Origin of the sequence: Paracoccus aestuarii (genome assembly GCF_028553885.1) — a bacterium.
In the GTDB taxonomy this organism is placed as follows: domain Bacteria; phylum Pseudomonadota; class Alphaproteobacteria; order Rhodobacterales; family Rhodobacteraceae; genus Paracoccus; species Paracoccus aestuarii.
The window spans coordinates 1,046,079-1,066,275 of the sequence record NZ_CP067169.1 but is presented as its reverse complement, the minus strand read 5'-3'; the positions used below and the strand labels follow the sequence as shown (position 1 = coordinate 1,066,275).

General features: G+C 69.5%; 17 protein-coding genes. 2 read left to right on the top strand and 15 right to left on the bottom strand.

Annotation, left to right across the window (positions count from 1 at the left end):
• Window positions 1–162: 162 nt before the first annotated feature.
• The 12 genes from ftsA to JHW48_RS05435 form a co-directional block, all read right to left on the bottom strand.
• Entirely contained in the window at window positions 163–1,497 is a 1,335-nt protein-coding gene (gene ftsA, locus JHW48_RS05490; protein WP_119885335.1) for a cell division protein FtsA, read from the bottom strand.
• A gap of 25 nt (window positions 1,498–1,522) precedes the next feature.
• Window positions 1,523–2,467: a cell division protein FtsQ/DivIB gene (locus JHW48_RS05485; RefSeq protein WP_240637722.1), complete on the bottom strand. Its 945-nt coding sequence runs from the start codon at window positions 2,465–2,467 to the stop codon at window positions 1,523–1,525.
• Window positions 2,455–3,345 (bottom strand): D-alanine--D-alanine ligase, encoded by an 891-nt coding sequence (locus JHW48_RS05480; protein ID WP_240637720.1) that lies wholly within the window; start codon window positions 3,343–3,345, stop codon window positions 2,455–2,457. Before JHW48_RS05480 ends, JHW48_RS05485 begins: the two co-directional genes overlap by 13 nt.
• A gap of 186 nt (window positions 3,346–3,531) precedes the next feature.
• Window positions 3,532–4,467 (bottom strand): UDP-N-acetylmuramate dehydrogenase, encoded by a 936-nt coding sequence (murB, locus tag JHW48_RS05475; RefSeq protein WP_119885333.1) that lies wholly within the window; start codon window positions 4,465–4,467, stop codon window positions 3,532–3,534.
• A 68-nt stretch (window positions 4,468–4,535) separates the two neighbouring features.
• Window positions 4,536–4,883, bottom strand: a complete 348-nt coding sequence (locus tag JHW48_RS05470; protein WP_119885332.1) for a hypothetical protein — start codon at window positions 4,881–4,883, stop codon at window positions 4,536–4,538.
• Window positions 4,880–5,146 carry a DUF2484 family protein gene (locus JHW48_RS05465; RefSeq protein WP_119885331.1) on the bottom strand — a complete coding sequence of 89 codons (267 nt, stop codon included), beginning with the start codon at window positions 5,144–5,146 and terminating at the stop codon, window positions 4,880–4,882. Before JHW48_RS05465 ends, JHW48_RS05470 begins: the two co-directional genes overlap by 4 nt.
• Window positions 5,143–6,564, bottom strand: a complete 1,422-nt coding sequence (murC, locus tag JHW48_RS05460; protein ID WP_119885330.1) for a UDP-N-acetylmuramate--L-alanine ligase — start codon at window positions 6,562–6,564, stop codon at window positions 5,143–5,145. Before murC ends, JHW48_RS05465 begins: the two co-directional genes overlap by 4 nt.
• Window positions 6,561–7,646 carry an undecaprenyldiphospho-muramoylpentapeptide beta-N-acetylglucosaminyltransferase gene (gene murG / locus JHW48_RS05455; RefSeq protein WP_119885329.1) on the bottom strand — a complete coding sequence of 362 codons (1,086 nt, stop codon included), beginning with the start codon at window positions 7,644–7,646 and terminating at the stop codon, window positions 6,561–6,563. Before murG ends, murC begins: the two co-directional genes overlap by 4 nt.
• Window positions 7,646–8,809: an FtsW/RodA/SpoVE family cell cycle protein gene (locus JHW48_RS05450; RefSeq protein ID WP_119885328.1), complete on the bottom strand. Its 1,164-nt coding sequence runs from the start codon at window positions 8,807–8,809 to the stop codon at window positions 7,646–7,648. Before JHW48_RS05450 ends, murG begins: the two co-directional genes overlap by 1 nt.
• 120 nt (window positions 8,810–8,929) lie before the next feature.
• Window positions 8,930–9,793, bottom strand: a complete 864-nt coding sequence (locus tag JHW48_RS05445; RefSeq protein ID WP_119885327.1) for an urea carboxylase-associated family protein — start codon at window positions 9,791–9,793, stop codon at window positions 8,930–8,932.
• Between the two features lie 62 nt (window positions 9,794–9,855).
• Entirely contained in the window at window positions 9,856–10,599 is a 744-nt protein-coding gene (locus JHW48_RS05440; RefSeq protein WP_119885326.1) for a cytochrome c biogenesis CcdA family protein, read from the bottom strand.
• Between the two features lie 117 nt (window positions 10,600–10,716).
• A complete protein-coding gene (locus tag JHW48_RS05435; protein ID WP_119885325.1) occupies window positions 10,717–13,248 on the bottom strand; it encodes a ribonuclease E/G in 2,532 nt (843 codons plus the stop codon).
• A 551-nt stretch (window positions 13,249–13,799) separates the two neighbouring features.
• Here JHW48_RS05435 and JHW48_RS05430 point away from each other — a divergent pair.
• Entirely contained in the window at window positions 13,800–14,684 is an 885-nt protein-coding gene (locus JHW48_RS05430) for an alpha/beta fold hydrolase (protein WP_170152233.1), read from the top strand.
• On the opposite strand, the gene JHW48_RS05425 is transcribed toward JHW48_RS05430, so the two are convergent.
• The 3 genes from JHW48_RS05425 to JHW48_RS05415 all read right to left on the bottom strand — a co-directional run bounded on the left by JHW48_RS05425 (window position 14,643) and on the right by JHW48_RS05415 (window position 17,095).
• Window positions 14,643–15,476 (bottom strand): glycosyltransferase family 25 protein, encoded by an 834-nt coding sequence (locus JHW48_RS05425; RefSeq protein ID WP_119885323.1) that lies wholly within the window; start codon window positions 15,474–15,476, stop codon window positions 14,643–14,645. The two genes, JHW48_RS05430 and JHW48_RS05425, sit on opposite strands and share 42 nt — an antisense overlap.
• The gene (locus JHW48_RS05420; RefSeq protein ID WP_119885322.1) at window positions 15,457–16,074 is read right to left on the bottom strand and encodes an inner membrane-spanning protein YciB; all 618 of its coding nucleotides are present in this window, start codon (window positions 16,072–16,074) and stop codon (window positions 15,457–15,459) included. The genes JHW48_RS05425 and JHW48_RS05420 overlap by 20 nt, the downstream gene beginning before the upstream one ends.
• An 85-nt stretch (window positions 16,075–16,159) precedes the next feature.
• Window positions 16,160–17,095, bottom strand: coding sequence for a DUF1223 domain-containing protein (locus JHW48_RS05415; RefSeq protein WP_119885321.1), 936 nt, complete (start codon window positions 17,093–17,095; stop codon window positions 16,160–16,162).
• A gap of 246 nt (window positions 17,096–17,341) precedes the next feature.
• Between JHW48_RS05415 and acnA the strand changes: the two genes are divergently transcribed.
• Complete coding sequence (gene acnA, locus JHW48_RS05410) at window positions 17,342–20,122, top strand: aconitate hydratase AcnA (protein WP_119885320.1); 2,781 nt, start codon at window positions 17,342–17,344, stop codon at window positions 20,120–20,122.
• Window positions 20,123–20,197 lie beyond the last annotated feature (75 nt).

The following is a 20,197-nucleotide window of genomic DNA, read 5'->3' as shown; positions in this document are numbered from 1 at the left end:
ATTCCTGCCTATCGTAACGATCACGCCCGCTTGCGTCACCCGAAAAACACAGGTTCCGCGCAAAATCTGGCTGGGTGACGGGGGTGTTTCGGCGGTATCTTGCCATGGGCGCAGAATGTGGTGGGGAAAGCCCCACCACCCCACTACGCGCGGGAAACGGGCTTACCAGTTGTGTTTGAACCACCGGTAGGCACGGCGCAGGCTGCGCCCGGGATAGCTGTCGGCCGGCATCTCGAAATCCCACCATTCGTCCTGGGGATGGGCCGCGAACAGCGCCAGCCCGACGGCGCTGGAAAAGCTAGGATCGGTCAGCTGATGGGCCAGCCCGTCGATGCGCAGCGGCCGCCCGCAGCGCACATTGGGGCCCAGGATCCGCGCGGCCAGCCCGTCGAGGCCGGGGATCTGGCTGCCGCCCCCGGTCAGCACGATCTGCTGGCTGGGCATGCAGTCGAAGCCGGCCGCGTCCAGCACCTCGCGGACATGTTCCAGGATCTCCTCGACGCGGGGGCGCATGACGCCGATCACATCGGCGCGGCTGACCTGGCGGCGGTCGCTGTCCCAATCGCCGGTGCCGCCGCCCACGTCGATCATGTCGCGGTCGTCGCGGCCCGTCGCCTCGACCCCGCCGTTCAGGGTCTTCAGCCGTTCGGCCATGGGCAGGCCCACGCGCAGCCCCTGGGCGATGTCCTGGGTGATCAGGTTGCCGCCGATGGGCACATGATCGGAGAAGATCATGTGCTTCTTGACGAAGATCGACACGCCCGTGCCGCCGCCCCCGAAATCGATGCAGGCCGCGCCCAGCTCCTGTTCATCCTCGACCAGAGAGGCGCGGGCCGAGGCATAGGGGGCCGATGCGATGCCCGCCAGTTCCAGGTCGCAGCGGCGGATGCATTGCACCAGATTGCCGATCACGTCGCCATCCACGGTCAGCACATGCATGTCGCAGAACAGCTTGTTGCCCAGATGGTCGCGCGGATCGGCCAGGCTGGTGCGGTTGTCCACGGCGAAATTCACGGGCTGGGCGTGCAGCACCTCGCGGCCGCGGCCGAAATCGGGCACCTCGCAGGCCGCCAGGACCGAGGCCACGTCATGTTCGCCCACCTTGCCCGAGGCCAGCACGATCTCCCCCGCCAGGCCATAGGAGGCCGGCTGGCCGCCCGACAGGCAGGCGATGACGTGATCGACGCGCACGCCCGCGACCTTCTGGGCGGCGGCGACGACGGTGCGGATGGCGCGCTCGGTCTCGGCCATGGTCTCGATCTCGCCCCGGCGCATGCCGCGCGACCGGGTCGAGGCGGCGCCGATCACCCGGAAATTCGCCTGGCCCGCCATGGGCCCCACCCCGTCGGTTTCCCGGAACGTGCCGGTTCCGTCGAAGCGCAGCACCAGGCATGCGATCTTGGACGTGCCGATATCCAGGATGCCGATCACGCCGCGCTGCAGGGCGGCACGGCGGATGTTCCGCATCGCGCGCTGCGTCTGATACAGGTCTGCCATTCGCCGTTCCCTCCCTTGTGTTTCGTCAGCCTTCGGTCTGTTCGGGCAGCACGCTGCCATCGGGCGCCAGCATCGGCAGGCCGCGTGCCGTGCGGATCGTGTTGCGCGCGTCGATCCCCAGGCGCAGGACCGGCCGCGACGGGTCGCGCAGATCGACCGCGACGATGTCGCGGCCCAGCATGTCCTCGGCCCGGTCCAGCGCGATCGCGGCCTCCAGCGCGATCACGGCGCCGGTCTCGGGCAGCATGATCCGCTGGCCGTGATCCAGCACCAGGTCCCACCGCCGTTCGCCCCGCCGCACCAGCCCGCGTACGCGGGGCAGGATGGGACCGGCCGCGTCGAACAGCGCCAGCGCCTCCTCGGTGACCAGATCCGCCCCCTCGCCCGAGATCAGCGGCAGTTCGGGCCGCACCTCGCGCGAGGTGACGGAGGCGACGCGATGGCCGCCCGCATCCAGCATGTCGATGCCGCGCGCATGGCGCCACAGGATCGCGGGCACGCGTTCCACCACCACCGCCGACAGGATGCCGCCCGGCTTGATGCGCAGGTCGATCGTGTCCACCGCATCCAGCTGCATCACCTGCAGGCGCAAGGCCGCCAGGTCGATGTCGAAGCTGGAGGCCGGCAGGTCCACCGGCAGCATCGCGCGCAGCGCCCGGTCGACGACCGGGCTGGCACCCTCGATCGTCATGACGCGGACCTGGAATTCGTCGCGGCTCTGGACCTTGGTGACGACCTCGGTGACGTTCTGGGTCAGGGCGGCGCGGCGATCCTCGTCGGCCAGCCACAGCCCCGCCACCATGGCCAGCACGAAGGCAGGCACCCCCACCCGCAGCACCCGGCGATAGAGCGGCGTCAGCCACATCCGCTCCAACCGGTATTTCAGGCGCGAGGGCGCGGGGTCGCGCCGCTGCCGCGCGGGGGGCGGGGTGATCTGTTTTCCGGGGCGGTGATCGATCACGACCGGCACAGCGCGTCCTCCACCATCCAGCGCATCAGCGCCGGGAAATCGATGCCCGCATGGGCGGCCTGTTCGGGGGCCAGGCTGGTGGGCGTCATGCCGGGCTGGGTGTTCACCTCCAGGATGACCAGCCCGGCGATGCCGCGCGCCTCGTCCCACCGGAAATCGGTCCGCGACAACCCCGCGCAGCCAAGCGCCCGATGCGCGCGGCAGGCCATGTCCAGGCAGGCTTGGCGGATCTCGTCGGGGATGGCGGCGGGGATGACGTGGCGCGACCCGCCGACCGTGTATTTCGCGGCATAGTCGTACCAGCCATCGGTCAGGATCTCGGTCACGTCCAGCGCGCGGTCGCCCATCACCGTGGTCGTCAGCTCGCGCCCCGGCGCATAGGTCTCGACCATCACCCGGGCGGGCATCTCGGGGCCGAGCGCGGGGGGCTGGTTCGCGCCGTCATGCACGATATAGACCCCGACGGAGGATCCCTCGTCATTGGGCTTGACGACATAGGGGGGCGGAATGACGTGGCGGCGGCGGACCTCGTCCGCATCGGCGATGACGCTTTCCACGACCGGCAGGCCCGCGGCGCGGAATGCCTCCTTGGCGCGGGTCTTGTCCATGGCCAGGGCCGATGCCAGCACGCCCGAATGGGTATAGGGCAGGCCCATCCATTCCAGCAGGCCCTGGACGCAGCCATCCTCGCCCCATCGGCCATGCAGGGCGTTGAAGACGACATCGGGGCGCGCATCGCTCAGGCGGCGGACGATTTCGTCCCCCCGCCCGGTCCCGAGATCGATCTCGGTCACGTCATATCCCGCCACCCGCAGCGCATCCGCGCATTCCCGCCCCGATGACAGGGACACCTCGCGTTCCGCCGAGGGTCCGCCCATCAGGACGGCGACCGAGTGGGCTGTCCTGCTCGACCTGCCCGCCACGTTGTTCGCCTTTCGCCCGGTTGATCCGGGGCTTTGCCATGCCGCGCCGTCCTTGGTGGCGGCGTCGGTTCAGGGCAGGATACAAGCAAAGCGCGAACCGCAAAAGCCGAAATTCGGCAGGCGGCGCAGAATGTTGCGCGATCAGGCGGCGTCCGGCGCCGGATCGCCGATGCGGATGACCTCCCATTGCAGGTCGTGGCCGGTCTCCTCCAGGACGCGGCGGCGGACCAGCTCGCCCAGGGTCTCCAGCTCATGCGCGGTGGCGCCGCCGGTATTGACCAGGAAATTGGGGTGCTTTTCCGACATCTGCGCGCCGCCCCAGCTGTGCCCGCGCAGGCCCGCCCGGTCGATCAGCGCCCAGGCCTTCAGGTCGTGGACATCGTCGGCCCGCCCGGTCGAGCTGTACCCGGCGGGGTTGCGGAAGGTCGATCCGGCGCTGCGGTCCTGGGTGGGCTGGCTGGCATCGCGCCGCGCCAGCTGATCGGCCATGCGCGCATGCAGCGCGTCCGGATCGCCCGGCGCCGCGCGCAGCCGCGCGCCGGTCAGCACCCAGCCCTCGGGCAGATGCGACTGGCGATAGCCAAAGCGCAGGTCGTCGGGCGTCAGCGTGACGCGGCGGCCGTCGCGCGTGACCGCCTGCGCGTCGATCAGGTGATCGGCCAGATAGCTGCCGTAGCAGCCCGCATTCATCCGCACCGCGCCGCCGATGCTGCCCGGGATGGTGCGCAGGAAGGTCAGGTCCAGCCCCGCCTCCGCCGCGCGGCGGGCGACCTGCGCATCCAGGCAGGCGGCGCCGACGGTGACCACGCCACCCTCGATCTCGACGCTGTTGAAGGCCCGGCCGAGCCGGATGACCACGCCCCGGATGCCGCCGTCGCGCACGATCAGGTTGCTGCCCACGCCCATGGGAAAGACCGGCATGGCGGGGTCCAGCGCGGCCAGGAAATCGGCCAGGTCATCCTCGTCCGCGGGTTGGAACAGCCAGTCGGCGGGGCCTCCGACGCGCAGCCAGGTCAGGCCGTCCAAGGGTCGATCGGGGATCAGGGCGCCGCGGGGGGTGGGAAGGTCAATGCTCATGATGCCCCGGTGGTAGCCAGCGGCGGGCGGACCGTCAACCGCATGCCCCCGCGCGGGGGATGGGGGGATCACAGCAGCAGCGTCCCCGCAGCCGCCGCCGCGGCGGCGGCCAGCCCCGCCAGGATCACCGCGCCGGGCAGGCTGCGCCAAGCCAGCCTGTGGCCACGCAGCCGCGCCACCCCCAGGCCCAGCCCAATGCCCGCCAGGGCGGGCAGCACCGTGAAGACCTGGGCGATGGCGGCGGCCAGATCGTGAAAGCCCCCCTGCCCGCGCGCCGCCAGGAACAGCTGACCCGATATGGCCGCCAGCAGCCCGGCCAGGATCACCAAGGGCCAGCGCAGCCCAAGCCGCGCCGTGCCCCAGGACAGGAACCCCGCCCCCGCCAGGCAGGCCGCGGCGATCAGCCAGGGGTTCATGACGGCCCGCCCGTCACCGGCCGCACCCCCTGGCGCCAGACCAGCAGCGCCAGCCCGATGCCCAGCCCCGCCACCCCGAGGCCCGGGCCCCAGTTCAGCGTCAGCAGCCCCAGGACCGGCACGCCCGCCAAGGCCAGCCCCCAGCCAAGGCGGCGCCGCATCCGGCCCGGCAGGCGCGGCAGCGGCCAGGCCATCGCCACCCACAGGACCGCCGCCACCAGCGGCAAGGCCGGCGACAGCGCCCATTGGGCGGCCTGGGTCATGCGGCGCGGCCCTGCAGGCGCATCGGCAGCGCATTCGCCCAGGCCGAGATCGTCCCCGCCCCCAGGCAGACCACCATGTCGCCGGGCCGGGCCTGTTCGCGGACCAGCCGTTCCAGGTCATCCTCGGACAGGATCGCGCGGGCATGGCGGTGGCCATGGGCGATCAGCCCCGCCACCAGATCGTCGCGCGACGCACCCGGAATGGGCTCCTCGCCCGCGCCATAGACATCGGCGATGGCGACCACATCGGCCTCGTTGAAGCAGGTGCAGAAATCCTCGAACAGCGAGGACAGGCGCGAATAGCGATGCGGCTGATGGACCGCGATGACGCGCCCCTGCCCCGCCTGGCGCGCGGCCTTGAGAACGGCGGCGATTTCCACCGGGTGGTGGCCGTAATCGTCGATGATGGTGACGCCCCCCACCTCGCCCACGCGGGTGAAGCGGCGGCCGACGCCGGCGAACTTGGCCAAGGCCTCGCGGATCTCGGCGCGCTTGATGCCCAGATGGCGCGCGACCGCCACCGCCGACAGCGCGTTCGAAACGTTGTGATCGCCCGGCATGGGCAGGGTGCAGCCCTCGATCACGGGGATGTCGCCATCGCGGCCCTCGCCCTGCAGGGCGATGTCGAAATGCGCGATGCCGCGGTCATAGCGCAGGTTGATCGCGCGCACATCGGCCTGGGCGTTGAAGCCGAAGGTCACCACGCGGCGGTCGGTCAGGCGACCGACCAGGGCCTGCACCTCGGGGTGGTCGGTGCAGCAGACCGCCAGCCCGTAGAAGGGGATCCCCGAGGCGAAATTGTAGAACCCTTGGCGCAGCGCGTCGAAGCTGCCCCAATGTTCCATATGCTCGGGGTCGATATTCGTCACGATGGCGATGTCGGCGGGCAGGCGGTTGAAGCTGCCGTCGCTCTCGTCGGCCTCGACCACCATCCATTCGCCCGCACCCGCCCGCGCGTTGGACCCATAGGCGTGGATCACGCCGCCATTGATCACCGTCGGGTCCAGCCCGCCCGCATCCAGCAGGGTCGCGACCATGGTGGTGGTCGTCGTCTTGCCATGGGTGCCGGCAATGGCGATGTTGGATTTCATGCGCATCAGCTCGGCCAGCATCTCGGCGCGGCGCACGACGGGCAGGCCGCGCAGACGCGCCTCCTCCAGTTCCGGATTGCCCTTCTTGATCGCGGTCGAGATGACCACGACGCCCGCGCCCTCGATATTCTCGGCGCGCTGGCCTTCGAAGACGGTGGCGCCCAGGGTCTCCAGCCGGTCGGTGATCTTGGAACGCTTGGCATCGCTGCCCTGCACGCGATAGCCCAAGGTCAGCAGCACCTCGGCGATGCCCGACATGCCGATGCCGCCGATGCCCACGAAATGGATGGGGCCCAGCTCGCCGGGCAGTTTGGTGGCTGCGTTCATCGTGTCATCTCCTCGACGAGGTCGTACAGGCGGCGCGCCGCATCGGGGCGCGCCAGGTCCAGCGCGGCCTGCGCCATGGCGCTGGCCTGGGCCGGGTCGGTCAGGATCGCGCGGATGTCGCGCGCCAGGCTTTCGGCGTCAAGGACGGATTCGGGATGGACATGCGCCGCGCCCGCATCGGCCAAAGCCTGCGCATTGGCGGTCTGGTGATCGCCCGTCGCCGCCGCAAAGGGGATCAGGATCGAAGGCCGCCCGATCACCGTGATATCGGCCAGCGAGGATGCGCCGGATCGCGACACGACCAGATGCGCATCCGCGATCCGGTCGGGCACATCGTCGAAAAAGGGCCGCACGACGGCCTGGATGCCCGCATCGCCATAGGCGCGGGCGACGCGGTCCACATCCTCGGCCCGGGCCTGATGGCTGACGCGCAGCCGCGCGCGCAGATCGTCCGGCAGGGACAGGATCGCCGCGGGGACGACCTGGGACAGGACGCGCGCACCTTGGCTGCCGCCGATGACCAGCAGGTTCAGCGGCCCGTCCCCGGGGGGCGCATAGGGGCTGGCCGCGCGGTCCAGGACGGCGCTGCGGACCGGGTTGCCGACATGCGCGCCCGTCACCCCCGGCGGCAGGTCGGTGGGCCAGGTGCCGCAGGCGATGCGGTGGACGCGGGATGCGAACAGCCGGTTCACCCGGCCCATCACCCCGTTCTGTTCATGGATGATGCGCGGCAGGCCCATGATCCGCGCCGCCGACATGGCCGGGATGGTCGGATAGCCGCCAAAGCCGATCACCACCGCCGGGCGGTCGCGGCGAAAGGCGCGGCGCGCGGCCATCACGCCCTGCGCGATGCGGAAGGGCGCGGCCAGCTTGCCGATGGCCCCGCCCCGCGCGGTGGTGGCCGATGCCACGACCTGCCGCGTCACCGCATCGGGAAAGCCGCCCGCATAGCGCGCGCCCCGGTCGTCGGTGGACAGGGTGACCCGCCAGCCGCGCTCCAGCAACAGCTCGGCCAGGGCCTGGGCGGGAAACATGTGGCCGCCGGTGCCCCCGGCGGCGATCAGGGCATGTCTGGCGGTCATCAGCGGCCCCGACGCAGGATTTCGGCGAATTCGCCCTGGGGGCGCGTGCGCGTCAGCGCCAGCAGCATGCCCAAGGCGATGCCCGAGGCGATGACCGACGAGCCGCCATAGCTGACGAAGGGCAGCGTCATCCCCTTGGCCGGCAGCAGCCGCACGGCCACGCCCATGTTGATCAGCGCCTGCACCCCGAAGGCGCAGGCCAGGCCCGTGCCCGCGATCCGCGCGAAGGCGTCGCGTTCGCGCACCAGCCGCAGCAGCGACCGCAGCACGATCGCGGCGTAAAGACAGATGATCGCCAGCACCATGACGAAGCCGTATTCCTCGGCCGCCACGGCGATGATGAAATCGGTATGCGCGTCGGGCAGCGACCATTTCACCGACCCCTCGCCCACGCCCACGCCGAAGAAGCGGCCCTCCTGGATGGCGTTGGTGGCGAAATAGATCTGGGTGTTGGCGTCGATCTCGGATGACAGGAAGCTGTCGATGCGGCGGGCGAAATGCTCGGACCCGTTATAGGCCACCAGCCCGCCCGCGCCCGCCAAGCCCAGCACCACCACAAGGATCGTGACCGGAGAGCCTGCGACGAAATACATCACCAGCCAGGAAAACAGCACCAGCGAGGCCTGCCCGAAATCCGGCTGCAGCGCCAGCAGCACGACGACCACCACCGCGATCACGAAGGACAGCATCCGGCCCGGCGGCCCGCCGACCTGCTGGCCGGCGGCGATGAACCAGGCGCAGATCGCGACGAAGCCGGGCTTCAGGAATTCCGAGGGCTGCAGCGACACGAAGCCCAAGGACAGCCAGCGCGTGGCCCCCTTGCCGAAATCCGTGCCGATCACCGGCAGGGCCAGGATCATCAGGAAGGACACCGCAAAGCCCAGCACCCCGATCCGCCGGATCTGGCGCGGCGACATCATCGAGATGACCAGCATCGTGACCAGGCCCATGGCCCCGAACACCGCCTGGCGCTGGACATAGTAGAACCGCGGCAGGTTGTTCTTTTCCGCCAAGGGAACCGAGGCCGCCAACCCCAAGAGCAACCCGATCGCGAACAGGCCCAGGACGCAGGTCAGCGACCATTTGTCCAAGGTCCGCCACCAGCGGGGGAAAATCGGGTCGCCCGCGCGCACGGGCGCCGTGCCGAAGACCATCTCGGTCATGGGAATACCGCCGTCACTGCCTCTGTCCTGTCCGGTTTTCCCGGATCTGAGGGGAAGGATAGCCCGAAACCCCCGCTTGCGCCACCACAGATTGCGCGGTTTGGCCGCAGCGCGGACGCTCTAGACGGGATCGTGACCGCCATGGCTCTGGTCATAGCCGTTCGGCGCGGGCGGCGCCCAGCCCTCGGGCGCGGCTTGGGGCCGGAAGACCTGGACCAGCAGCGGGTGGCAGGCGGCCGCATCCGAGGAATGTTCCCCCCCGCAATCGCCGCCCGGACAGGCCGACAGCGCGCCGAAGAGGTCGATCTCGGCCCAGAATTCCAGGAAATCGCCGGGGCGCACGGGGCTGGCCTTCATGAAATACTGGCCCGTGTCGCGGGTGAAACCCGTGCACATGAAGACGTTCAGCACGTCATGGACCAGCGCCTCGGCCCGGGGCAGCGACAGGTCGCGGGCGGCGGCCACCGCGCGGGTCAGGTTGGAATGGCAGCAGCGGTGATACTGGCCCCCCGACAGCAGGTTATGGGTATAGGGATCGCAGCGCGTGCCGATCACGTCATGGACCGATCCGCCATCCGCGTCGATGCCGTACCAGCCCAGGCTGTCATCGGTGATCGTGGCCATGGGCCGCAGGCCGGGAAAGCCCGACCACAGCCGGTCGCCGGTGGTCAGGTGACTGCCATGCAGCGCCCGGGTCTTGCCGGAATAGAACCGTTCGGACAGGTCCTGTGACCACAGGTTCAGATCGCCGACCTGCGGCCCCTCGACGCTGGTGATGCGAAAGAAATGCCCGGCGGGGACGGAAAAGCCCCGCGCCGCGCGGGGCGGCACGGTCACCTCGTCCACCATGCGCCAGCCCGCCCGCGCGGCCTGGAACGCGGCGATGTCGGGGCGCGGCAGGCTGTCCACCGGATAGCAGATCACCGGGCGCACGCTGCGGCGCGCATCGGCATCGGGCGGAGGCAGGGCGGTCGGTCGGGCCATGGGTCACCTTTGGGCAAAGCGTCATGCTGGCCCGAAACCGGCCCGCATGCCAGCCCCCGGCATCACCCCAGGGCGGCCAGCGCCGGAAAGGTCTCCAACAGCCAGAAGCTGAAGGCCGAGAAGGCCCCCGTCAGCAGCATCACCCCCACCACGACCAGCAGCGCGCCCATCACCCGCTCGATCGTCTTCAGCCAGGGCTTGATGCGGTTCATGAGCCCGATCGCCCGGTTGATGAAGATCGCGGCCAGCAGGAAGGGGATGCCCAGGCCCAAGGCATAGACCGCCAGCAGCGCGGTGCCGCGCGACAATTCCCCCCCCGTCGCGGCCAGGGACAGGATCATCCCCAGCTGCGGGCCGATGCAGGGCGTCCAGCCGAAGGCGAAGGCCAGGCCCAGCACATAGGCCCCCAAGGCCCCGCCCCCTTGGCGGTCGGTCTGCAGCCGCGCCTCCTGATCCAGGATGGGGATGCGGATGACATGCAGGAAATGCAGGCCCATGATGACCACCATCACCCCCGCGATCCGCGCCAGCATGTCCTGATATTGCAGAAAGGCCCGCCCGAAGGCCGATGCCGCGAAACCCATCACCAGAAAGACCGTCGACAGCCCCATCACGAAGAACAGCGCGGGCATGACCGCGCTGCGTTCCCGCTGCTTCAGACCGTTGACGCCCACCCCGGTCATATAGGCCAGATAAGGCGGCACGATCGGCAGCACGCAGGGCGACAGGAAGGACAGAAACCCCGCCAGCAGCGCCACGAAGGCGGCGGGCAGAAAGGCGGCGGTGGCGAGTTCGATTCCCAGCATGGCGGCCACCTTAGTCGGCAGGCCCGGAATTGACAGGGGGCAAGGCGTCACGGCTGCGTCATGCAAAAGGGGCGCGGCATTCCTGCCGCGCCCCCTGCTTTCCGATGTCCGCGGAACCTAGCGGCCCGACCACCAGCCGCGGCGCTTGGAGGGCGCGGCGGCCTCGGGCTGATTGGCCGGGACGGGGGCCTCGGCGGCGACCTCGGCGGCGGGCTCGGGCCGCGCGGGCGCCTCAGCCTGTGCATCCGCCGCGGCGGCCGGTTCGGGCTGGGCCACAGGGACTTCCGTCGCGGCCACCTCCTGCACGGGGGCCTCCGTCGCAGGGGCCTCCTGGGCGGGGGCTTCCTGAGCGGGCGCCTCGGGGGCGGCGTTCAGGCCCGGCAGGGCTTCGGCGCGATCATCGGCCTCGGCGTCCAGATCGACGACCTCCGGCAGGGGCGCCGCCTCGGCGGGCTTGCGCGACCGGGACCGGCTGCGCGAGCGGCTGCGGCCGCGCGATTGCGGCGCCTCGACCGCCTCGGCGGGTTCGGCATCGGCGGGGATCGCATCGGCGACGGCCTCGGCCGGGGTGGCGACGGGCGCCTCCTCGGCGGCACGGTCCGAAGTCGCATCGGCCTCGGCAGGCTGGACCTCGGCGGGCTGGGCCTCGGCGGCCTGGCCCTCCGAATTCTGACCCTCGTCCCCCTCGCTCCGGTCGCCGTTCTTGCGCCGACGACGGCGGCGACGGCGGCGCGAGCGGCCCTCGCCATCAGCGTCACCCTCCTCGGCATCCGATGCCTCGGCGCGGTCCTGCGGGGCGGCGTCCTCGGAGGCCTCCGCCGTCGGGGTCTCGGTCTCGGGGGTCTCGGCCTCGGGCGCGTCGTGATCGGCCTCCTCGGCGATGTCGTCCAGGTCCTCCTCCTCATCGATGCTGGCCATCAGGTCGGCATTGACGCCCAAGGGGACATGGCCCGGTTCGGGAACCACGCGGGTGGCGGTCTTGAACTTCTCGATCGCGTAATCGGGCGAGACCAGAGCCGGGTCGGCCTCGACCCGCACGGACATGCCATAGCGCGCCTCGATGCCCGCCACATGCTCGCGTTTGGCGTTCATCAGGAAATTGGCCACCGCGATCGGCGCGCGCACCAGAACCTCGCGCGAGCGCTTGCGGGTGCCCTCCTCCTCGATGGCGCGCAGGATGGTCAGCGCCAAGCTGTCATCGCTGCGGATCAGGCCGGTGCCGTGGCAATGCGCGCAGGGTTGGGTGGTGGATTCCAGCATGCCCGGGCGCAGGCGCTGGCGCGACATCTCCATCAGGCCAAAGCCCGAGATGCGGCCCACCTGGATGCGGGCACGGTCGGATTTCAGCCGCTCCTTCATGCGCTTTTCCACGGCGGCGTTGTTGCGACGCTCGTCCATGTCGATGAAGTCGATCACGATCAGGCCTGCCAGGTCGCGCAGGCGCAGCTGGCGGGCGACCTCGTCGGCGGCCTCCAGGTTGGTCTTGAGCGCGGTCTCCTCGATCGAGCCCTCCTTGGTGGCCCGGCCCGAGTTCACGTCGATGGCCACCAGCGCCTCGGTCACGCCGATGACGATGTAGCCGCCCGATTTCAGCTGAACGACCGGGTTGAACATGCCCGAGAGATAGCTTTCCACCTGGTAGCGGGCGAAAAGCGGCATCTGGTCCTGGTAATGGACGACGTTGCGCGCATGGGTCGGCATGATCATGCGCATGAAGTCCTTGGCCAGGCGATAGCCGCGCTCTCCCTCGACCAGCACCTCGTCGATCTCCTTGGAATAGAGGTCGCGGATGTTGCGCTTGATCAGGTCGCCTTCCTCGTAGATCGCGGCGGGGGCGATCGACTTGAAGGTCAGGTCGCGGATCTGCTCCCACAGCCGCAGCAGGTATTCGTAGTCGCGGCGGATCTCGGTCCGGGTGCGCTGGCTGCCGGCGGTGCGGATGATCAGGCCCGCGCCCTTGGGCACGTCCAGCTCGTTCGCGATGTCCTTCAGCTTCTTGCGGTCCACGGCGTTCGTGATCTTGCGGCTGATGCCGCCGCCGCGCGCGGTGTTGGGCATCAGCACGCAATAGCGGCCGGGCAGCGACAGATAGGTGGTCAGCGCCGCACCCTTGTTGCCGCGTTCCTCCTTGACGACCTGGACCAGCATGATCTGGCGGACCTTGATCACCTCCTGGATCTTGTAGCGGCGGGCGCGGGGCTTTCTGGGGGCGCGGACCTCCTCGGTCACGTCCTCGTCGGCGACCGATTCGATGTCGTCGTCATCCGAGGTCGCCTCGTCGGCGTCGCCGGCCTCGGCGGCTTCGGCGCGGGGCTTGCGGCGCGACCGGCTACGCTCCTCCTCGGCCTCCTGGGCCTCGGCATCGGCGCGTTCCTCGGCCTTCAGGGCCTCGCGGTCGGCGGCGGGGATCTGGTAGTAATCCGGGTGAATCTCGGCAAATGCCAGAAATCCGTGGCGGTTCCCGCCGTAATCCACGAAGGCCGCCTGCAGCGAGGGTTCGACCCGCGTCACCTTGGCCAGGTAGATGTTTCCCGACAGCTGCCGCCGGTTGGCGGTCTCGAAATCAAATTCCTCGACCTTGGTTCCATCGACCACGACCACCCGAGTTTCCTCGGAATGGGTGGCGTCGATCAGCATTTTCTTTGCCATTGATATGTCTTTCGCGCAGCCGAAGGCCGGGCGGCGCGTCAGGCGCCCCCGCTGCGGTTCTGCGGTGTGATGGGGACACGGGCGCGTCACCGTGACGGACATCCGGTCCGGCGGCGCCCGAGGCCCGTCCGTTCCGTTCTCTGCCGTCCAAAGCGCGCGTCATCGCGTCTGTTCCTTAGGATGGCCGCTAGCCTGAAAGGCCGGGCCGCTATGCGTCTGACCCCTGCGCCGCGCCGTCTGGCGGCGCCACGGGGCCGGGGTTTTCCGCGGGACACTGGCCTACCCGGTCTTCGGGATCAGAGAGGTGCCGCGCTGCGAAACTGTCGGCGCGTGACGGACCCTGCGGGCCGCCGCTGCGCGTGGGGTCCAGCATAGCGGCGGGACGGGGGAAAATTCAATGCAGAAAACGCCCCCCCCCTTGGATGTGGCCCCGGATGCGTGCCGCAAAGGGGGTGCACCGGCAACGTCACGGGGGATTAACGCTTCCTTCACCGCCCTGTCGCAGCCTTGCGTCAAGGTCCGCGGGAACGCGGCGGCGCAAGGGGGCCAGCATGGCGGTGATCGGGGTGAATGCCGGTGCGGAATGGCCCGATGCGCTGGCGCGCGCGGCGCGCGACCTGCCGCCCGGCGCGCCGATCCTGGTGATGCTGCACGGCTATCGCTATTCCCCGGCGCGCCCCGCCCATGACCCGCATCGCCACATCCTGTCGCCGCTGGACCGGCCGGGCCATGTGTCCTGGCCCCGCGGCCTGGGCTTCGACGGCAGCCCGGGCGAGGGGCTGGCCATCGGCTTTGGCTGGGAGGCGCGCGGCCGCCTGCGCCACGCCTATGACCGGGCCGAGGGCGCGGGGGTCGCGGTGGCCCGGCTGATGGACCGGCTGGCGCAGGCGGGCGGGCGGCCCGTGGGGCTGATCGGCCATTCCCTGGGCGGGCGCGTCGCGCTGCAGGCGCTGGCCCATGCGGGGGCCGGCACGGCGGGGCGCGTCGTGCTGCTGAACGCCGCCGAATTCCAGGACCGCGCCCAGGCCGCGCTGGACGCCCCCGGCGCCCAGGGGGCCGAGGTGCTGAACGTCACCGCGCGCGAGAACGACCCCTTCGACTTCGCGCTGGAGCAGCTGTTGTCACGGGGCCGCAGCCGGGCCTTGGGCGCGGGCTTGGCGCAGCGGCGGGCGAACTGGGTCGATCTGCAGATCGACGATCCGGCGACGCTGGACGGGCTGGCCGATCTGGGCTTTCCGACGGCGCGGGGGGCGCGGCTGATGTCGCATTGGACGCCCTATCTGCGCCAAGGGCTGTTCCCGTTCTATCGTGCGGCGCTGTGCCACCCCTGGGCGCTGCCCCTGGGGCTGCTGCGCCACCACCTGCCGGTCAGCGGCCAGCCGCGCTGGTCACGCCTACTGCCCGGCCCCGCCGTCCTGGCTGGGCTGCGCGCGTGATCCCCGCCGCGCCCCCGCCAGCCGCCAGCCGCGGCAGGCGACGCGCGCCAGCTCCAGCCAGGCGCGATAGGGCAGCACGGTCAGGTATCGCGACCGCCCCAGCTTGTAGGCCGCCAGCCCCGACTGGATCTGGGTCGGATGGTCCGAGATCTGCGAGGCCGGCAGCGGGTCGATGAAGGCCGCCCGCAGCCCCGCCAGGTATTCCAGGTCGAAGGCGATGTCCCAAGCCAGGCGCATCGGCATCAGCCGGTCCAGGATCCAGGCGGCGGCGATCCGGTCGATCACATAGGCCCCCGCCCCCTTTTCCCGCGTCAGCGCCACGGCCAGCCGCCGCCCCTGCCCCAGGTCCCGCATCGCGTATTTCCGCCCGCAATTGACCGAGGTCAGCCGCAGCAGGTTCCACAGCCGCCCCTGGGTCGCGGCGCGGTCCAGCGCGGTCAGGAAATCGGGCGCGAAGGTGACGTCATCCTCCAGGATCAGGGCCAGGTCGGCATCGCCGTCCAGAAAGGCCCGCACCGCCGCGACATGGCTGAGATAGCATCCCACCTCGGGCGGGGTGGTGCGGCGGCCATGCAGGATGCGATAGGCGCGTTCGTCGAAATCGGGATGGGGAAAGCTCAGGGCGCGGCCGTCCACGCCCTCGATCCGGGTGAAGGGCAGGTGCAGGGCATCCAGCCGCGCCGTCATGGCCGCCAGACGCTCGGTCGCGCCGGCCATGTTGATCAGAAAGACCGCCAGCCGTCGTTCCGACAGCGGCAGCCGGGCGACCGCGTCAGAGGGCGCGGTCGTCATCGGCGACGTCCTTGGGCGGCAGGGCATGCGCGCGATAGAGCCCGGCATTGCCCAGAAGGAAGACGAACAGCAGGACCGGCAGGCCGAAGGTCTTGAACCAGACCCAGCTGGATTCCGACATGTTGCGCCAGACGACCTCGTTCAGCATCGCCAAGAAGACGAAGAACAGCGCCATGCGCAGGGTCAGCTTGCGCCAGCCCTCGGCATCCATGGGCAGGGCCTCGGACAGGACGGCGCCCAGCCAGTTGCGGCGCAGCATCAGCCCCGTGCCCAGGATCGCCGCGAACATCAGATAGATGATCGTGGGCTTCAGCGTGAAGAAGCGCGGATCGTTCAGCCAGACCGACAGCCCGCCGAAGACGACGACCAGGACCAGCGTGGCCACCTGCATGGGTGCCAGCTTGCCGGTCATGCGCCACTGGATCGCGGTCGTGGCCATCAGCGCGGGGATGAAGGCCAGCGTCGCCAGGATGAAGCCGCCATAGGGCCGCCCCGCGATCAGGACCGTGTCGGTGCGATAGAGCATGAAGACCGCGAAGAACAGGATCAGGGGTCCGAATTCCAGCGCGGGCTTCAGCCAGGGTTTCGAGTTTTCCATCGGTTTGCCTTCCTGTGGCCACCTGCGGGGGCGGCTGATTCGGCGGTGCCGGTCCTTGTCGCGCAGCTTGGCGCGCCCCGCAAGCTCAGTCCAGGCGGATGGCGGTCAGGATCGGGCCGGGCATCGCGGGTTGTCCCTGCATCTTCTGGACCAGCAGCGCATGGCGCGCATCGGCCGGAAAGGCGGGGTCGGCGACCAGTTCGGACCGCACCGACAGGCGCAGGGGCTGGCGCCCGTCCCACCGGGTCAGGTGCTGCACCTGCACCACGACATTGCTGTAGGTCACGCTGCGGCCGCGGTTCTCGCCCGCCCGCATCTCGACCCGGCGTTCGGGGACATAGCGGATGAAGACCACATCCACCGCCCCGCCCAGATCGGACAGGGGTTGCAGCTCGATCCGCTCGCCCTCCGGGGTGGGGTCGCGGCGCACGGTCAGCATGGCGGGCGAATAGCGGTGCACGTCGATCAGGGCCATCAGCTCGGCCGGGCCGGGCGACAGGGCGGTGTCCTGCCCGTCGACGATCATCTGCGGGGTATAGACGGCGCGTTCCCCCGCCGCGCGGGCGTAATCATGCTGGCGCGCGGTGAATTCGGGCCGCGCGAAACTGTCCGGCCAACCCAGATAGTCCCAGTAATCGACATGATAGGACAGGGCCAGCACATCGCCCTGCCCCGCCAGCATGGTCAGCATCGCATCCGCCGGCGGGCAGGACGAACAGCCCTGCGAGGTGAACAGCTCGACCACGACCGGGCTGGCCTGGGCCGACAGGGCCACGGCGGGGGGCGCACCCTCGCCCGACAGGGGCGCGGGCGCGCCCCCCGATCCCAGCAGGTTCGATGTCATGGCCTGCGGCGCCATCCGCCCCGGATCGTCGGGGGCCGAGATCAGCGGCGCATCCAGCCCCGCATCGGGCAGCATGTCGGGCGCAGCCTGGCCCCAGGCCATCGGCGCCGCGACGACCAAGGCCGTCAGCCCCCCCGCCAGCATCCGCCAGAACCCCGGCCCCCGTTCTGCGGGCATGATCTGTTTCCCATCGCTTGTCACAGCCGGGGTGATACCGGCTCTGCGCCCCAAAGGCCAAATCAACGCTTCGTCAGCGGACCCGCAGGGCAGGACAGGTGCCCGAACGTGCCTCTTGAGCAACAGGGGCGGACATGGTATGCAATCGCATACAATCTTTCCACCTCGCCCTTGAACGTGTCCCGGCGATGGGGCACATCAGGGGCACGCCGGACCCATCCATATTCGCAGACAGGGAGGCCCTTGATGCCCATCCAGACCGGAACCGACACCGCCAAGACGCGCCGCACGCTGAGCGCGGGCGCGCAAAGCGTCGATTACTATTCGATCGCCGCCGCCACCGAGGCGGGGCTTGGCGATTTCTCGAAACTGCCGGCCGCGCTGAAGGTCGTGCTGGAGAACATGCTGCGCTTCGAGGATGACGGCCGCACCGTCAGCACCGACGACATCAAGGCCTTTGCCCAATGGGCCGCCGATGGCGGCAAATCCGCGCGCGAGATCGCCTATCGCCCGGCCCGCGTGCTGATGCAGGACTTCACCGGCGTTCCGGCCGTGGTCGACCTGGCCGCGATGCGCGACGGCATCAAGGCGCTCGGCGGCGACGCGCAGAAGATCAATCCGCTGAACCCGGTCGATCTGGTCATCGACCACTCGGTGATGATCGACGAATTCGGCACCCCCCGCGCCTTCCAGCGCAATGTCGAGCTGGAATACGAGCGCAACATGGAGCGTTATACGTTCCTGAAATGGGGCCAGAAGGCGTTCAACAACTTCCGCGTGGTCCCGCCCGGCACCGGCATCTGCCACCAGGTGAACCTGGAATACCTGGCCCAGACCGTCTGGACCGACACCGACCAGGACGGCAAGACCGTCGCCTATCCCGACACGCTGGTGGGCACCGACAGCCACACTACCATGGTCAACGGCCTGGCCGTCCTGGGCTGGGGCGTGGGCGGCATCGAGGCCGAGGCCGCGATGCTGGGCCAGCCGATCTCGATGCTGATCCCGGAAGTCGTGGGCTTCAAGGTCACCGGCGCGCTGCGCGAGGGCGTCACCGCCACCGACCTGGTGCTGAAGGTCACCCAGATGCTGCGCGCCCATGGCGTCGTCGGCAAGTTCGTCGAATTCTACGGCGAAGGCCTGGACCACATGCCGCTGGCCGACCGCGCGACCATCGCCAACATGGCCCCCGAATACGGCGCGACCTGCGGCTTCTTCCCGATCGACGACGAGACTCTGCGCTATCTGCGCCAGACCGGCCGCGAAGAGGACCGCATCGCCCTGGTCGAGGCCTATGCCAAGGAAAACGGCTTCTGGCGCACGGCGGATTATGCGCCCGTCTACTCCTCGACGCTGGAGCTGGACCAGAGCACGGTCGTCCCGGCGATCTCGGGCCCCAAGCGCCCGCAGGACCACGTTCCCCTGACCGACGCCTCGCGCGTCTTCGGCGAATACATCAAGGGGATGCGCAAGGCCCCCTCGGTGCCCGCCGACGAAAAGGAGAAGATGACCGCCGAGGCCGGATCCCCCGACCCCGCCCCGCAGGAGATCCCGGGCGGCAGCCACGGTCACCTGAACACCGCCAAGGTGGACGGCGAGGATTACGAGCTGCGTGACGGCTCGGTCGTGATCGCCTCGATCACTTCCTGCACCAACACCTCGAACCCCTATGTGCTGATGGCCGCCGGCCTCGTCGCCCGCAAGGCGCGCGAGCTGGGCCTGACCCGCAAGCCCTGGGTCAAGACCTCGCTGGCCCCCGGCTCGCAGGTGGTCGAGGAATACCTGAAGGCAGCGAACCTGCAGGACGACCTGGACGCGCTCGGCTTCAACCTGGTGGGCTTCGGCTGCACCACCTGCATCGGCAATTCCGGCCCGCTGCAGCCCGAAATCTCGAAGGCCGTGAATGACAACGACCTGGTCGCCGTGTCGGTCCTGTCGGGCAACCGCAACTTCGAGGGCCGCATCTCGCCCGACGTGCGCGCGAACTACCTGGCCTCGCCGCCGCTGGTCGTGGCCTATGCCATCGCGGGCGACATGAACATCGACGTGACCAAGGATCCGCTGGCCCATACGCCGGACGGCAAGCCGGTCTATCTGAAGGACATCTGGCCGACCTCGAAGGAGGTCTCGGACCTCGTCGACACGATCGTGACGCGCGAGATGTTCCAGAAGAAATACGCCGACGTGTTCAAGGGCGACGAACGCTGGCAGGGCGTCGAGGTCACCGACAGCGAGACCTATGACTGGCCGGCTTCCTCGACCTACATCCAGAACCCGCCCTATTTCCAGGGCATGTCGCAAGAGCCGGGCACGATCAGCGACGTCAAGGGCGCCCGCGTCCTGGCGCTTCTGGGCGACATGATCACCACGGACCACATCTCGCCCGCGGGCTCGTTCAAGCCGACCACCCCGGCCGGGAAATACCTGACCGAACGCCAGGTCGCACCTCGTGATTTCAACAGCTACGGCTCGCGCCGCGGCAACCACGAGATCATGATGCGCGGCACCTTCGCCAATATACGCATCAAGAACGAGATGCTGGACGGAGTCGAAGGCGGCTATTCCAAGGACGCGGAGGGCAACCAGGCCGCGATCTACGACGCCGCGATGTCCTATGTCGAACAGGACACCCCGCTGGTGATCTTCGGCGGCAAGGAATACGGCGCGGGCTCGTCGCGTGACTGGGCGGCCAAGGGCACCAACCTGCTGGGCGTCAAGGCCGTGGTCGCGGAAAGCTTCGAGCGCATCCACCGTTCGAACCTGGTCGGCATGGGCGTCGTCCCGTTCGAGTTCACCAATGGCGACACCCGCCATTCGCTGAACCTGACCGGCGACGAGACCATCACGATCGAGGGCCTGTCGGGCGAATTCAAGCCGCTGTCGCTGGTGCCCTGCACCATCAAATACGCCGACGGCACCGAGAAGACGATCCAGCTGAAGGCCCGCGTCGATACCGAGGTCGAGATCGACTATCTCAAGAACGGCGGTGTGCTGCATTACGTGCTGCGCAACCTGGCCGCCGCCTGATCAGGCGCCTTTGACACCGAAAACCCCCGGCAGACCGCCGGGGGTTTTTTGTTGCGCGGTCGACAAGATGGGTAT